Genomic DNA, 14,953 nt, shown 5'->3' on the forward strand with positions numbered 1-14,953 from the left:
ACGGCATCTCCTTTTGCTGAATTTTCGATTGTGGTGCAAGCCACATTGGCGAGCGGGGACATTACCTGGGAGTAGGGTAAGAAACAAGGCACATGCCCAATAAATCTTCAGGCGCTGAGCTGCTAGTTCACTGAGAATCCTGAAATCTGTCGGCATCAGTCGTCCCTGGCAAACATTCGAGCCACGGGTACCGCTACCGGCTTTGAATCGAGAACCTAATTAGCTGTCCGTTGCCAGGTTCATGGTCGGTACGCCCCTGACTAGGCACATCGGGTCGCCATACCAATTACTGATCAAACACAAATGTGGCGACCGCCATCCGGACGAGTGACGGTAAACGCGGCGAGGTCAGCTATCGGTGGCTGTGGACGCCGGCGATGTGCACCGGCACGTCGTCGGCCCAGGGTTGCCGAGTCACCATGTCGGCCACCCGGACGTGGCCGCGCTCGAACTCACCGGTCGCCGCGTCCACCAACCGGTACTGCTGGGTCTGCCGGTGAATCGGCTGAGCGTCGAGCATCACCACCCGTACCTCCCCCGGCTCGAAGTGGCACCGTCGCTGCAGCGCCGCCACCAACTGCTCGTTGCTGAAATGCCCGTCACCGAAATTCCATCCGATGGCGGTGCTGGTGACGCGCTCACCATCGGTGAGGACGTAGTCGTCCTCGTTCTGTCCGGCCATCACACGGTGCGCCAACGTGAACAGGGCTCGGCCGTGAGTGTTGAAGGCGCGGAAGGCATATCCCATGTACATCGGGATCTGCGCGGCTTCCTTGCTGCCGTAGAACTTCTCCAGCTGAGCCGCCGGCATGCTGGCGATCGCAACGACGCCCTCGGCGATCTTCGCCTCTGCCGACGGCTTGATGCACCACAGCGTGGTGTCCCAGTTGCCCGCGTAATAACGCATACCGGGCAGGAAGGAAACCTTGCGCGGCAACAGGTTTCCGGTGACGACAGTTCCCGCCACCACCGCGAACAGCAGCAGCGGCCACGGCGTCGTCACGTCGCGGAGCCCGACGGAGGGGTGTCCGACGAACAGCGCGAGCACGCTGAACATCATGAAAACGTTCCACTCCAACGGGACGCCCATCGGGATCGACGACAGGATGCCGAAGTGGAAGCACAGCATGACGAACGCAGCGACCGCACCCAACCAGCCGCCGTGGCTGAAGAACAGCACCAACGGCACCAATCCCTCGATGGCCGTGCTGAAGTGCGCGAGCCACCGGGATGCCCGGCCGGGCCGCAGGTCATCCGGAAAGTGTTCGAAGAACTTACGCTTGATGAACCGGGGCCTGAAGACCGGATTGTTGCTCATCATCGTGGAGATCACGAACGGGAAGTGCTTGTTCAGCTTGGACGTCGCCGCACCGAGCCAGATCACCAGGCACACCAGCTTGGCGCCCAGGATCATGTCCACGCCGTAACCGGCGAACAGGAACGCCACCGTGAACGAGGCGTACACCTCACCGCGGGCCGCCAGGAATATCACTTTGTCTCGTAGCCCGAGTACCGCCAGCACGCCCAGCACCGACCAGATCTGCCAGGACGGCAGCACTCCGATCGTCGTACCGAGGGCCGGCAGCGGCCCGGCGCCGTCGGAGAACACGGCGATCACGAGCAGCGTCAGCAGCCCCGCGTAGAGCAGTGCGTCGACGGGCGTGCGGCTATCCCCCGTCGTCAATGGAACCCGGCCGGGCCACGGTGGCAGCCGAATGGTGCCGGGGCGCAGCCAGTAGAGGATCGAGCCCATCGGCGGAAAGAACCGGTTGTTCAGCGGACCGAAACCGCACCCGAGGCCGACCACCTCGAACAGCATCGTGAAGAGCACGACCTTCTCGAAGACGATCGGCTCGGCGTACCAGTGCGCGACGTCGGTGAAGCCGTCGATACCGGTCGTGGACAGCGCCAACAGCCAGGCCGCCAAGACGTACAGCAGGATTTTGACCACGTAGAACAGGTGCAGCAGTACCGGGGTGCCGAAGCCTACCTCGGCCCAGTGCCGGGCCATCGGGACGATCTTCTCGGCGCGGGTGCCCTTGCTCCATTCCTCGAAGTCGAGCTGCGGAGTTTCTTGTTTGAGAAAGCCCATGGCGGCAAGACTAGAACGTGTTCTAGCTAGATGGTTTCCGTTCCGTCAAAAGCCCACCGCAGAACCTCTTGATTACTACGCTGCGTAGTAGTAGAACAATTGTCAGGCGTAAGGACGGTGATCCACGATGACCATGCAACTTCCGCAGCCACCCACGTCCGCTCAGCGTAATCTGCGTTGGGCGGCACTACTTTTCGTAGTCGGGTGGGGTGTCCACGTCGTCGATCATCTGCGCCGGGGCATGGCTGCATCGCCGCACGCGATCATGGTGGGCGGCATGATCCAGGGCTTGTTCGTGGTGCTCGCGGTTGCCATGGCGATCACCGGCCGCGACCGGGCCCCGCAAGCGGCGATGGCGGTCGGCTTCGGCAGCGCGATCCTGTTCATCTACGCCCACCTGCTGCCGAGCTTCTTTCCGGCGTACCAGGACAGCTTCGTGTCCGGGCCGAGGATCAACGTGACGTGGTTCTCCTGGGTCAGCGCAGTCGCCGAGATCGGCACCGGCATCGTGTTCGGGATCGCCGGTAGACTGGCGGTGTCGCAATTGGGCGACGGCAAGGTGGTACACCCATGAGCTCCCCGACCGGCACGCTGTTCTTCGACGGAGCATGCGGAATGTGCACGCGATCCAAGGATCTCCTGCTGAGGTTCGACCGAACCGGCAAATTGTCGACCGAGCCACTGCAGAGTCCCGGCACCGCCGAACGGTTGGGCATCACGCCGGCCAACCTGCTGGACTCGGTCCGCTGGCTGGATTCTTCGGGAGCCGTCTACTCCGGCGCCGAGGCCGCCAACGCCGCGTTCTCAGCGGCGGTCGGTACCCGAATCCCGTTGGCGCTCTACCGAATTCCCGGTATCCGCACCCTGCAGGAGGCGGTGTACCGCTGGGTCGCCGACCACCGGTACAAGTTCCCCGGGACGACGCCGTACTGCGAAACGCACCCGGCCGCCTGCTAGGCCTTGCCCGGCGTCCGCGGCGGCCATGGCACGAACCGCGAGACCCGGTCGATCACCTGCTGGTATTCCGGCCGTCGCTCGAGGCTGCGGGTCTCCATCATCGGGATGCTGCCGCCGAGGAACATACCCAGCATGCCCAGCGCCCCGAGACACAACCACCAGGCGTCCGGTGGCGAGACGGCCACGCCGAACAATGCCAGTGAGACCCAGAAGCCGAACTCGCCGAAGTAGTTCGGATGCCGCGACCACGACCACAATCCGCGGTCCATCGCCTGCCCTTCGGCCTTGTTGCTGACGAATCGGTGCATCTGCACATCGGCGGCCAGCTCGAGCGCCACCGCGGCCAGCCCCACCACAAAAGCGACGTCGGTCAGCCAACCGATGTCGCTACCGGGCCAGCTCACCGCGGCATAGGCCGGCAGCATGCCGGCGAACACCAACAGCGTGGGGATCAGATGAATCGTCACCAGGTCGACCACGAATTCCCACTGTCCGGCCTTCTCCCGGAACATCGGGTAGCGCCAGTCCTCATGGTGCAAACCGGGAAATGAGTACAGCCAGTTCGCGGTCAGGCGGATCGCCCACAGCATCACCACCACGGCGATCAGCCAGCACCGGAGCTGCTGCACACCCGACTGACTCCACCAGTAGCACAGCAGCACAGGGGGAATCACGCTCCAGTAGGCGTCGTAGAAGCTCGAGTTCCGGTACGACCGGCTGAACACGAAGATCACCAGGGTGGCCAGCAGATCTGCAACCAACGTGTCGAGCACCATCCGGCCGGTGTGTACACCCCACACCAGCCAGGCTGCCCCCACCGCGATGGCAACGATGTACGCAAGCGCGACCAGCGCCAGCGAATGCGCCTTGGTTCTCATCAGGTTCGCTTCCTCTCCCAGTGCGAGCTCTTGATCGCTTCGAGTGCTTCGGTGACGTACCGGTCCAACGCGCGCGGCTTCTTGGCGGACTGTCGGACCCATTGCTGGAATGCGAAATCTGCTGCGGCAAAGGCAAGCTGAACCAACAGGGCGGGCCGGATGTCGGTATCGGGATTCGCCCGCATCCGGGTGGCGACCAGCTTGGTCACCCGGTCCCGGTCGGCGGGCAGGTGCACGGTCAGCTTTTCGAGCAGGTCGGGTGCGACCAGTAACGCTGCCCGCCACTCTTCGGTGTCGGCCACACCGAACGACCGGGTCCGGGTGATGATCGCGTTGACCAACGCGACGTCGGGTGGCTCCGCGTCGGGCCGCGCCTCGAGAAGGCCGACGATCGCGGTGCCGCCGTGGCGGACGGGTGCCAGCAGCAGCTCTTCTTTCGTCGGCACGTAGCGGAAGAAGGTCCGCGGCGAAACCCCTGCGGCCGAGGCGATTTCCTCGGTTGTCACCGCGTCATAGCCGCGCTCGACGAACAGCCGGAATGCGGCCCGGCGGATATCGGCCCGGATCTGCGCGCGTTGCCGGTCGCGCAGCGACTCCGGTCGTTGCGGGAGGGTCATCGGAAGCTACCGATCCCGCCGTCGACGTGGATGGTCTGTCCGGTGATGAACGTCGCGTCGCTGCTGAGCAGGAATGCCACCAGTGCGCCCGCATCGTCGCGTACGTCGCCGATGCGCTTCATCGGCACCCGTTTGACGGCCTTCTCGTACTCGTTGGGAGCGAACGACTTCCAGAACAGGATGCCGTCGGATTCGACGAACGGGCAGACCACGTTGACCCGGATGTTGTCCCGGCCCCATTCCAGCGCGGCGACTTTCGACAGGCCGCGAATGGCTTCCTTGGCGGCGGCATAGCCACCCCACTTCGGTTCGCCGCCGGTGCCGGTCCCGGAACCGAGGTTGACAATCGACCCGCCGCCGGCGGCCACCATCAGTGGGTGCACGGCTTGCATCAGCAGGAAGCTGGCCCGCGGCCCGACCTCGTGACCCAGGGCGATGTCCTCTGTTGTGATGTCGACGAACGCTTTTGGCTCGTTGGTGGCGATCGCGTTGTTGACCAGTCCGTGCACCACGCCGAACGCATCGACGGCTGCGGCGACAATCCGCTGTGCGCTGTCCGGGTCACGAAGATCAGCGACAACCGACTCGACGCGCCCGAGCGCCTGCAGTTCCGCGATGGTTGCGGCCAGCTTGTCGCCTTGGATGTCGGCCAGCAGCACCGAAGCCCCGCGCTCGAGAAGCGCTGTGGCGATGCCCTTTCCGACTCCCTGCGCCGCGCCGGTGACGATAGCAGCGTGACCGCGCATCGAGTCGGCGTGGGTGTAGCTCATGTCACCGAGGCGAACCGGGCGGCCGGCCGGCCGGCGAACAACGGCAAGTCGAGGTAGGTCTTGATACCGGGTCCGGCCGCACAGACGTCGGGGATGGCGTTGACGCAGTGGTTGGCGGTGACCACCACGCCCGGATTCTTCACCAGACCCTCGGCGATCGTCTCGGGTTGCAGACCCTTGAACGTGAGATTGACGGTCGGGTCGCCGGTGATCTCCACCTCGAATCGCTCGCCCACCCCGCCGAAGTTCCACGCCGGGTCGAGGTCTTCCTCACCCATGAACCAGTTGACCGCTGCTGTGATCACCGGTTCGCCGTCGACCAGGGCCTGCCAGCGGAATCGGCGCGCGGCAACGCTTCCCTTCGTGATCGGGAACGGCGCATAGTCGATCTCAGCGGCGGCCACCGCGACGTCCTGGGTGGTCTTGATGTTGGCGTCTATGCGAAAGCCCATGTGGTCGGCGATCATTCGTACCGATTGTTTGAAGCCTGCCTCCAGCAGGCCGGCCATCGGACCTTCGATCGCCTCTTGCGGAGTGCCACCGAAACCCATGATGTGGCGCACCACATCGGGCGCGTTGTAGGTGCGGATGTCGGAGAACTCCTCCGCGCGGACATGTGTGACGGCCGAGGACAGCGACGAGATCATCAGCGGAAAGCGCTCGGTGATGCCGCCCGGGTGGATGCCGGAGCCATGCAGCGTCACCCCGGCCTGCACCGCGGCGTCCGCGACCGCCCGGTGGCGCGGGTTGCCCGGATCGGGATACACCCATCCGACCGGGGTCACGATGTTCTTGCCGGATCGCAGGATCGCCACGACCTCGTCGTCGTTGGGTATCAGCGGGCTGTACACCACGCAATCGGCATCGATGGCCAGCGCTTCGTCTCGGCTCGAAGTCGCTGTGACGCCCAGAGATCCGAGGCCCAGGATGTCACCGACGTCGCGGCCGTTCTTGTCGGCACTGTGCACCCAGCAGCCGACCAGCTCGAGCTGTGGATGGTTGAGCACGCATTCGACGGCTGCCTTACCGACCCCTCCGGTGGCCCACTGGATGACGCGCAGCTTCGGCGGATTGCTCACGTCTGGCACAGTATGACCGGCTGGCAGTCACTGTCAACGGGGGTGTGGAGCCGCCGGTCATCGGAAGATTCCGGACGGGATGGTCGGCGCCTTGTCCAGCACCTCGGGCAGCACCCGCACGTTCAGCGCGACCAGGTCACCACCCTTCAGCGCGCTGACGTCTTGGACGGCGTGCAGGAACCGTTGCTGCTCAGTGGAATCCACTACCGCCTCGGTCAAATGGGAGAACTTTTCGATGTACTGCTCGCGCTCGAACGGCCGGGCCCCGAGTGGATGCGCGTCGGCCACCCCAAGCTCGTCCACGATCACTTCACCGCTCTCGAGCGTTACCTCGGCGCGTGCCCCGAACGCCTTCTCGGCCGGATCATCCGAGTGATACCGGCGAGTCCATTCCGGGTCCTCGACCGTGGAGATCTTGTGCCACAACGCAACCGTGTCCGGCCGGTGCGCGCGCTCCGGGGCGTAGGAGAGTTCGTGATCCCAGCTGCCGTCCTGCAGCGCGACAGCGAAGATGTACGGCAGCGAGTGATCCAACGTCTCCCGCGAGGCATCGGGATCGAATTTCTGCGGGTCGCCGGAGCCGGTGCCGATCACGTAGTGCGTGTGGTGGCTGGTGTGCAGCACGATCGTCGCGATCTGGTCGAGGTCGCCGATGCGACCCCGCAGCCGTCGGGCCAGATCGATGGGCGCCTGGCTCTGGTACTCCGCGGAATGTTGTTTGGTGTAGGTGTCCAGGATTGCTCGCTTCGGTTCGCCCGGCGCGGGCAGCGGCACCCGGTAGGTGTGCCCGGGACCTGAGAGCAGCCATGCGATGACGCCGTCCTCCCCCTCCCAGATCGGCGCGGGCGCACCCTCACCGCGCATCGCCCGGTCGACGGCCTCGATCGCGACCTTGCCGGCCAGTGCCGGCGCGAACGCTTTCCAGCTGGAGATGGCACCTTTCCGGGATTGCCGGGTCGCAGTGGTCAGGTGCAGCGCCTGCCCGATGGCCTGATAGATGGTGGCGACGTCGAGGCGCAGCATGGTGCCCAATCCGGCGGCCACCGACGGGCCGAGGTGCGCGACGTGGTCGATCTTGTGCTCGTGCAGGCAGATTCCCCTGACCAGGTCGACCTGGATTTCGTAAGCGGTGGCCAGCCCGCGAATCAGGTCGCTGCCGTGGACGCCGAGCTGCTGGGCGACCGCGACCAGCGGCGGGATGTTGTCGCCGGGGTGGGAGTACTCGGCGGCGAGGAAGGTGTCGTGGTAATCCAGCTCGCGCACCGCCACGCCGTTGGCCCACGCCGCCCATTCGGCGGAATAGCTGCCGTCGACACCGAAGACGGTGGCGCCGGAGCGGGTCCGGTGCGCAAGGGCCTGCTGCCGGGCGGTGGCGACCGGGCGCCGGATCACTGCGGCGGCGCTGACCGCCGCGTTGTCGATGATCCGATTGATCACCATTGCCTCGGTCTCCGGTGCCACCCGGACGGGGTCGGCGGCCACCTGCGCGATCTTGTAGGCCAGGTGCTCGGTGATCGGAAAATCGTCCGCGCTGCGGTGGGTCCGCACCTCGTGGATCAACATAGTTCGCACACTATGCAACGAGCGTCACCCGAACCGGCCTGCGCTACTCCTCTACTACTGGGTCCCCTGCCAACGGGGCCCAGCACTGGTTGCCCGGCTATTGGGCAGACTTGACCGGCGGCCGGTAGAACAGCGCCAGCTGACCCAGCGCGCCGCCGATGCCCAGGAGCAGCGACCCGAACAGTCCGTGCCAGCCGTCGTGGAAGTTGTGGCCGAAAATCAACCAGTCGAGGCTGTACCGGCCGGCGCCGAGGGTCGCGACGATCACCGCCGCGACGGCCAAAATCAGGTTGTACTCCCAGCCCTCCTTGACGATGAAGAACCCGTTGTGGCGGTGCACGGTCCAGGCGGCGACCAGCATCAGCGCGACGAAGCCGGCGGCCGGGATCGGCGTGAGCAGGCCCGCGGCCAGGCCGAGCCCGGCGCTGATCTCGGTGCTCGCCGCAACGACGGCCTGGAATTTGCCGTACTTCATTCCGATGCTCTCGAACCAGCCCGCGGTCCCGGGGATCCGTCCGCCGCCGAAGAATTTGTTGTAGCCGTGAGCGGCCATCGTCAAGCCCAAGACCAGCCGCAGGATGAGTAACCCGACGCTATAGGCATCATTCATAGACGCCACGCTAGATCATGGGGTTTGCACGGGATGAGCAGAGGTATCCTGCCAGCCGCACCTGATACAAGGAGTTTCCCATCAACATCGCAGTGATCCGAGCCGGCAACGTCGGGCTGGGCAACGCGTGGCGGGCCGTCGGGCACGACGTAACTTTCCGCGGCACCGGCTCCGGCTTCGTTCTGCTGCGCGGTCGAGCCTGAACACATCCATGTCCACACAGCCGGTGATCCTGCTGGACGGGGCCGCCTCGGCTCCGCCCGCGATTCTTGGTCACAAGGGACACGGCATCGCGATGATGCGTCGCAACGGTCTCCCGGTGCTGCCCGCGTTCTGCATCAGCGCCGACGTGGGAGCCCGCTACCGCGCCGAGCCGACCGCGACCATCGACGCGATCTGGAACGACGTGCTCGACGGGATGCGCACCCTGGAGGCCGCAACCTCGCGGACATTCGGCCGCGGGCCGCGCCCGCTGCTGGTCAGCGTACGTTCCGGCGCGGCTGTCTCGATGCCCGGCATGATGGACACACTGCTCGATCTCGGATTCAACGACGTCGTCGAAAAGGCCTTGGGCGCAGAGGGTTCAGCCGAATTTGCCCGAGACTCGCGGCGACGGTTCACCGAGTCTTTTGTGCACATCGTGACCGGTGCCGTGCCGGACGATCCGTACGACCAGTTGCGCGCCGCGGTCGAGGCGGTGTTCGCCTCATGGGATTCACCGCGGGCCCGCGCCTACCGCTCGCACCATGGACTGGCCGATCACGGCGGCACAGCGGTAGTGGTACAGGCGATGGCGTTCGGCAACCTGAACAACAAGTCTGGTGCGGGCGTGATCTTTTCGCGCAATCCGATGACCGGAGCCGCCGCGGCGTTCGGTGAGTGGGTGCCCGGCGGCCAGGGTGACGACGTGGTCTCGGGCACTGTGGATGTCGAGCCGATCACCGTCCTGCGCGACCAGCAACCGTCTGTCTACGACGAATTGGTCTGCGCCGCAGAAACCTTGGAGCGACTGACGTCGGACGTGCAGGAGATCGAGTTCACCGTCGAGGACGGGACGTTGTGGCTGCTGCAGACCCGGGCCGCGAAGAGGTCGGCTCAAGCCGCGGTGCGACTGGCGCTGCAGCTGATGAACGACGGGCTGATCGACGAAGCCGAGACACTGCGACGGGTGACACCAGCGCAGGTCGAGACGCTACTGCAGCCGTCACTGCAACCCGAGACCCGTTTGACCGCAGATCTTTTGGCCACCGGGCAACCGGCCGGCCCGGGTGTCGCGGCGGGGTGGGCCTATACCGATGTGGACGAGGCCATCGACGCCGCCGACCGCGGTGAGGACGTCATCCTGGTCCGCAGCCACACGAGTCCGGACGACATCCACGGCATGCTGGTGGCGCGCGGAATCGTGACCGAGACCGGGGGCGCCACCAGCCACGCGGCAGTGGTCAGCCGCGAACTGGGCCGCGTCGCCGTAGTGGGCTGTGGCCGCGGGGTTGCCGAATCGCTGGCCGGCAAGCTGGTCACCGTCGACGGCAATGCGGGCGAGGTTCGTTCCGGGAGCCTGAAGCTGTCGGCATGGTCAGAGGACACCACTCCCGAGCTTCGCGAATTAGCCGACGTCGCAAGGCGAATCAGCCCGCTGCGGGCTCACTCCGGCGGAGATTATCCCCGGCTGGAACGGCACTCCGAGGCAGCCGTACGCACCGCACTGGCCAGCGGACACAACGATGTGGTGTCCACCAGTCCGCTGCTGGCGATGCTGGCCGCCATCCGAGTCTCACCGTGAGCGCCGACGACCGGGAGCGGCAAGAAGAGTCTGAACTGGTTGTCCTCCAGACGATCCGGCTCAAGGGCCGGGTTCGCCGCGACGACCTGGGGGCGGATGTCGACGAGTTGGTCGCATCGGGCCTGGTGGTCGACGGCCCGATGCTGCGGTTGAGCGCGGCCGGTCGGACCAGGCTCACGGAACTGCTGCACGCGGAGCGCTCGTCGGCCGACGCCGCCGCGGTGACTGACGCGTACGGCGAATTCCGTTCCGTAAACGCCGATTTCAAGGCGCTGGTCACCGATTGGCAGCTGAAGGACGGTGAGCCGAACACCCACGAGGACGCCGCTTACGACGCCGCCGTGTTGGCCCGCCTCGATGAGGTGCACCAACGGGTGACGCCGATTCTCGGCGCGGTGGTTGCGCAGCTGCCGCGACTGGGTGGCTACTCGGAGAAGTTGCGAGCCGCGCTGGACCGGGTACACGCCGGCGAGACGATGTGGCTGTCCCGTCCGCTGATCGACTCGTACCACACGGTGTGGTTCGAACTGCACGAAGAACTGATCCTGGCCGCGGGACTGACCCGCGGAGCCGAAGACGGGTAAGCGATTACAGTTCGGCGTCCAGCCGGGCGATGTAGTCGTCGATATCGCCGATCGCGGACTCGGCCGCCTGCGCGCTGACGGTCACGGTGTCCCCGGCGCCCCAGACCCCGTGGGTCAGGCCGATCACCGACGAGAGGCCCGGAAAAACTCCGGTCAACAGCACGGGAGCGGCGCCGAAAGTCAGGTCGGTGGGTACCCGATAAATGCTTGACACCACGGTGTTTCCGGCAACTTGCGCCGGCTGGACCTCAGGATCGAAGAGGCTGACACCCCAGCGCAGCAACGGAGCCGGCGTTGCGGCGAAGGCACGATCCGCGGCTCGAAATGCGGGATGCTCCGAGCGAAGGCGGGCGTTGGTGAGGTCGGTGGAGATTTTATCGACGCGAGCCTGTCGATCCAGCTGCGGGTAGAGCCCGATCGTGGCATTGGCGAAGTGGTTATGCGCATGCGGCACACCGGGTTTGGCCATCGTCACCTCAGCCGACAGTGACGGCGCTACATCTCCCAGCTGGCCGGCCAGTGCCCCGGACACGGCGGCCAGCACCGCGACGGTGGCCGTGGATCCGGTCAATTGCGAGCGATGCCGCACCAGCGTGCGGATGGGACGTGCGCCGGTCGGATGGGTGTTGGTCGCCAGCGCCGGCTGTGGTCCGATCGCAGGGGGTAACAGCCCGTCGTGGGTGTCGCTGACCAGCTTGCGATGGGTCCTCGCCGCGTCGTATGCAAGCCAGGGCAGGAAGCCCCGGGTCTCGGGCACCACGTCGGGCACCGGAGTGTCGCGGCCGAACAGCCAAGCGGCCATGGCCAACGCCCGCGGACCGTCCGACAGCGCGTGCGCGAACTGCATGACCGCGACCGTGGCCGGTCCGGTGCTGCCCGCAACACCGCGCACCGGCCCGAACAGGTGCATGCGCCACGGCGCCTGCCGGATGTCGAGTTGGTCATCGAAAAGCCCACCGACCGCGTCCAGGCAACCTTGCCAGCTGTCGTCGTCGAGCTGGTGGCGCACGACCCGGTCGACCTCGACGGTGGTCGGCACCCAGCACGGGTAGGTCAACGGCGAGCCGTCTTCGACACGCACCGTCAACGCGCGGCTAGCGTTGGCGCGGGCGCAGAACTCGTCGACCGCCTGCTCGAAATCGGTTGGCACACCGTCGAATGCGTAGAGCAGGAACTCGTCGCTGGGAATCTTGGCCGACATCCAGTAGAACTGCGCGTCGATCGCAGTCATCCGGTTCGGCATCCGAGCATCCTAGTGAGCCACGACGTGCATCTGGCATCTCGCGCTCACGGTCGCGCGACACGCGCCGAGCAATTTTTCAAAATCTCGTGCGTCCAACATTCCGGACGGATACCTTAGAAACTCTGAGAAAGCACCGGGGGTTCTCTCAGCACAGGCAGATATTTCGTAGGGGGGCTCGTTCAATCATGGGATCAACTCGTCGCCGTCAGGCACTCGAATCACAGGTCGGCCGGGCGGCCACCAGCGTCGCAGCGGCCGTATGGCTTTTCAGCCCGGTCGTCAGTCCGGCCGTGGCGCACGCCGACTTCTTCGACATTCCCATCGACCCGATCGTCGAGCCGGCAATGTCCGCTGCGGTGGCGCCCGCTCTGGACTGGACCGCGGTGACGTCCGCGTCGATGCCGGACATCAGCAGTTGGTTCGACACCTATGTGGACCTCCCCCTGCACACTGCCGTTCAGTCGTACATCGACAGCCCGTTCGGACAGTCGCTCGACTCGCTGCTGAACGCGCCATTCGTCGAATTGTTCGGCCGCGAATTGATCGGCAACGGCGTCGACAACTTCACCGGGGTCAACGAGTCATTGCTGGGCAGTTCGGGGATTTTCGGTGACCTCGGTGACGGCGGATTCCTGCTCGGCGATGGGGGCGCGGGCGCCGACGGTCTGGCCGGTGGAGACGCCGGACTGATCGGCGACGGCGGTCTCGGTGGAGTCGGAGTCGACGGCGGCGCGGGCGGTGCCGGTGGCCTGGGCGGCCTGCTGATCGGCAACGGCGGGGACGGTGGTGCCGGTTCCGATGCCCTGGTCAGCGGTTCGGTGGGCGGTGCCGGCGGAGACGGCGGAGCTTCAGGACTGTTCGGCGAGGGCGGTATCGGCGGACACGGCGGCGCCGGCTTACTGGGGAGTGCGACGGGCGGGCTCGGCGGCAACGGCGGCGCGGGCGGTGTGCTGATCGGTGACGGCGGAGACGGCGGATTCGGGGGAACGGGCGGTTCGGGTGCCGACGGCGTGGCGGCCGGCACGGGTGGCGCTGGGGGTGCCGGGGGCAACGCCGGTGCTTTCGGCAACGGCGGTGACGGCGGGAGCGGCGGGCACGGCGCCGTCGGTACCGCCGGAGTCACCGCGCAGGACCCCGGGAATGGCGCGAGCGGCGGTAACGGCTCAGTCGGCGGCGCCGGAGGCCAGGGCGGAGCCGGCGGCAACGGCGGCACGGAACAAGGCAACGGCGGCAACGGTGGCGCCGGCGGGCACGGCGGAACCGGCGGCAACGGAGACGGCGGCAACAACGGCAGCGTGCAGTCCGGTGCTCGCGGTGGAGTCGGCGGCAGCGGCGCAACGGGCGGTGCTGGTGGTGACGGCGGCAGTGCGGGAATGGCGTTGGCGGCCAGCGGACACGACGGCACCGAGGGCGTCGGTGGCGACGGTGGTGACGGCGGCAACGGCAGCATCGGTGGTAGCGGCGCCGGCTACGGCGGCAACGGCGGTGGGGGTGGCGACGGCGGTACCGGCGGCACCGGCCTGGTCGGCGGTACGGGCGGAAACGGCGGCACCGCAGGGACCGGCGGCTCATCCAGCGGCCTGGGCGGCCGGGCCGGCGCGGGCGGCCTCGGCGGCAACGGCGGCACGGGCGGTACCGGCGCGACCGGCGGCACCGGTGGGCATGGCGGCGAAGGTGGAACGGGCGGCTCGGCTTACCGTGCGGGCGTTGGCGGTAACGGAGGTGCCGGCGGCAACGGCGGCGTCGGCGACCCCGGGGCCGGTGGGTCGGGCGGTGTCGGCGGCAACGGTGGAACGGGAGGCGCCGGAACGAACGGGGTGCAGGCTGGGTCGGCAGGCGCCAGTGGTGCACAAGGCGGCAGCGGCGGCGCCGGCGGCAACGGAGCAGACGGCGGTGGAGGCGGCGGTCAGACCGGTGACCCAGGCACTACCGGAGCCGCGGGAACCCCTGGCAGCGCTACGTCCACCGGACCTTATGGGGGTACCGGCGGAGCAGGAGGTCTAGGCGGTTCGGGCGGCACCGGCGGGACCGGCGGGCCCGCCGCCTGACGTTCGCGGGGCCCTTGTCGTTGAGGCCGGGCGGTGGGTTCTGCACAGTTGCGGCTTTGTCCACAATCGCGCTTTGGTGAGGTGCTGCTGTCGGTCTCTCTCGTTATTATTCGAACATGCGTTCTAGTAGTCGCGAGGAGGTCGTCGAGGTTCTCGACGCGCTCGACGCTGCCTACAAACGCGCCCTGGACCTCACGTTCGACGCGCTGACCACCCCTGAACGGCTCAGGGTGCTGGAACGGTGTGAGGGGTTTCGCCGTGCCCAGCCCGCGATCGAGCATGCGTTGATCAACGAGCTGGCTGTTGTCGAGCCGGCCGTGCTGGGCGGGAAGTTGGCGCCGGTGCTGGCCAACCGGTTACGGATCAGCCGCACCGACGCCTCCCGGCGGGTGCATGAAGCTGCGGACTTGGGTGAGCGGCGGGCGTTGAACGGTGAGGCTTTGGCGCCGGTGTTGGAGGCGACGGCGGCCGCGCAACGCAACGGCGACCTCGGTGCTGGCCATGTCGCGGTGATTCGCAGTTTCTGGCACCGGCTCCCCGACTTCGTCGATGTGCAGACCCGCGCTACCGCTGAAGCGCAATTGGCCCGGCTGAGTCTGGAGCACCGCCCCGATGAGTTGGCCAAGCTGGCCGACACCCTGACCGACTGCCTCAACCCCGACGGCGACTTCACCGACACCGACCGCGCCCGGCGTCGCGGCGTGAGCATTGGTCAACAGGACATCGACG

At 66.7% G+C, this 14,953-nt stretch carries 14 protein-coding genes; 6 read left to right on the forward strand and 8 right to left on the reverse strand.

Features of this window, described 5'->3' with window-relative positions; genetic code table 11:
• Positions 1 to 352: 352 nt before the first annotated feature.
• Positions 353 to 2,092 (reverse strand): DUF3556 domain-containing protein, encoded by a 1,740-nt coding sequence (locus CYU59_RS06215; RefSeq protein ID WP_292980403.1) that lies wholly within the window; start codon positions 2,090 to 2,092, stop codon positions 353 to 355.
• Between the two features lie 127 nt (positions 2,093 to 2,219).
• Here CYU59_RS06215 and CYU59_RS06220 point away from each other — a divergent pair, with 127 nt between their 5' ends.
• Both CYU59_RS06220 and CYU59_RS06225 read left to right on the forward strand, forming a co-directional pair.
• Positions 2,220 to 2,666, forward strand: coding sequence for a hypothetical protein (locus CYU59_RS06220; RefSeq protein WP_292980405.1), 447 nt, complete (start codon positions 2,220 to 2,222; stop codon positions 2,664 to 2,666).
• A complete protein-coding gene (locus CYU59_RS06225) occupies positions 2,663 to 3,049 on the forward strand; it encodes a DUF393 domain-containing protein (RefSeq protein WP_292980408.1) in 387 nt (128 codons plus the stop codon). Before CYU59_RS06220 ends, CYU59_RS06225 begins: the two co-directional genes overlap by 4 nt.
• Here CYU59_RS06225 and CYU59_RS06230 read toward each other — a convergent pair.
• The 6 genes from CYU59_RS06230 to CYU59_RS06255 form a co-directional block, all read right to left on the reverse strand.
• Positions 3,046 to 3,927 carry a DUF1295 domain-containing protein gene (locus CYU59_RS06230; RefSeq protein WP_292980411.1) on the reverse strand — a complete coding sequence of 294 codons (882 nt, stop codon included), beginning with the start codon at positions 3,925 to 3,927 and terminating at the stop codon, positions 3,046 to 3,048. The two genes, CYU59_RS06225 and CYU59_RS06230, sit on opposite strands and share 4 nt — an antisense overlap.
• Positions 3,927 to 4,544, reverse strand: a complete 618-nt coding sequence (locus CYU59_RS06235; protein WP_292980414.1) for a TetR family transcriptional regulator — start codon at positions 4,542 to 4,544, stop codon at positions 3,927 to 3,929. Before CYU59_RS06235 ends, CYU59_RS06230 begins: the two co-directional genes overlap by 1 nt.
• Positions 4,541 to 5,314 (reverse strand): SDR family oxidoreductase, encoded by a 774-nt coding sequence (locus tag CYU59_RS06240; RefSeq protein ID WP_292980417.1) that lies wholly within the window; start codon positions 5,312 to 5,314, stop codon positions 4,541 to 4,543. Before CYU59_RS06240 ends, CYU59_RS06235 begins: the two co-directional genes overlap by 4 nt.
• A complete protein-coding gene (locus CYU59_RS06245; protein ID WP_292980420.1) occupies positions 5,311 to 6,393 on the reverse strand; it encodes a dihydrodipicolinate reductase in 1,083 nt (360 codons plus the stop codon). Before CYU59_RS06245 ends, CYU59_RS06240 begins: the two co-directional genes overlap by 4 nt.
• Before the next feature lie 57 nt (positions 6,394 to 6,450).
• The gene (gene prpD, locus CYU59_RS06250) at positions 6,451 to 7,956 is read right to left on the reverse strand and encodes a 2-methylcitrate dehydratase PrpD (RefSeq protein ID WP_292980423.1); all 1,506 of its coding nucleotides are present in this window, start codon (positions 7,954 to 7,956) and stop codon (positions 6,451 to 6,453) included.
• Positions 7,957 to 8,053: 97 nt separating this feature from the next.
• Positions 8,054 to 8,566, reverse strand: coding sequence for a DoxX family protein (locus tag CYU59_RS06255; protein ID WP_292980426.1), 513 nt, complete (start codon positions 8,564 to 8,566; stop codon positions 8,054 to 8,056).
• A gap of 211 nt (positions 8,567 to 8,777) precedes the next feature.
• Here CYU59_RS06255 and CYU59_RS06260 point away from each other — a divergent pair, with 211 nt between their 5' ends.
• Both CYU59_RS06260 and CYU59_RS06265 read left to right on the forward strand, forming a co-directional pair.
• Positions 8,778 to 10,349, forward strand: coding sequence for a pyruvate, phosphate dikinase (locus tag CYU59_RS06260; protein WP_292980429.1), 1,572 nt, complete (start codon positions 8,778 to 8,780; stop codon positions 10,347 to 10,349).
• The gene (locus CYU59_RS06265) at positions 10,346 to 10,933 is read left to right on the forward strand and encodes a MarR family transcriptional regulator (RefSeq protein WP_292980432.1); all 588 of its coding nucleotides are present in this window, start codon (positions 10,346 to 10,348) and stop codon (positions 10,931 to 10,933) included. Before CYU59_RS06260 ends, CYU59_RS06265 begins: the two co-directional genes overlap by 4 nt.
• Positions 10,934 to 10,937: 4 nt before the next feature.
• Here CYU59_RS06265 and CYU59_RS06270 read toward each other — a convergent pair whose 3' ends face one another.
• Positions 10,938 to 12,176, reverse strand: coding sequence for a DUF1298 domain-containing protein (locus CYU59_RS06270; RefSeq protein WP_292980435.1), 1,239 nt, complete (start codon positions 12,174 to 12,176; stop codon positions 10,938 to 10,940).
• A 185-nt stretch (positions 12,177 to 12,361) separates the two neighbouring features.
• On the opposite strand from CYU59_RS06270, the gene CYU59_RS06275 reads away from it, so the two are divergent.
• Positions 12,362 to 14,224, forward strand: coding sequence for a PE family protein (locus CYU59_RS06275; RefSeq protein WP_292980438.1), 1,863 nt, complete (start codon positions 12,362 to 12,364; stop codon positions 14,222 to 14,224).
• A gap of 116 nt (positions 14,225 to 14,340) precedes the next feature.
• The coding region (locus CYU59_RS06280) for a DUF222 domain-containing protein (protein WP_292980441.1) at positions 14,341 to 14,953 on the forward strand (613 nt) is incomplete at its 3' end.

The sequence above is a fragment of the Mycobacterium sp. genome, from assembly GCF_002863225.1.
In the GTDB taxonomy this organism is placed as follows: Bacteria; Actinomycetota; Actinomycetes; order Mycobacteriales; family Mycobacteriaceae; genus Mycobacterium.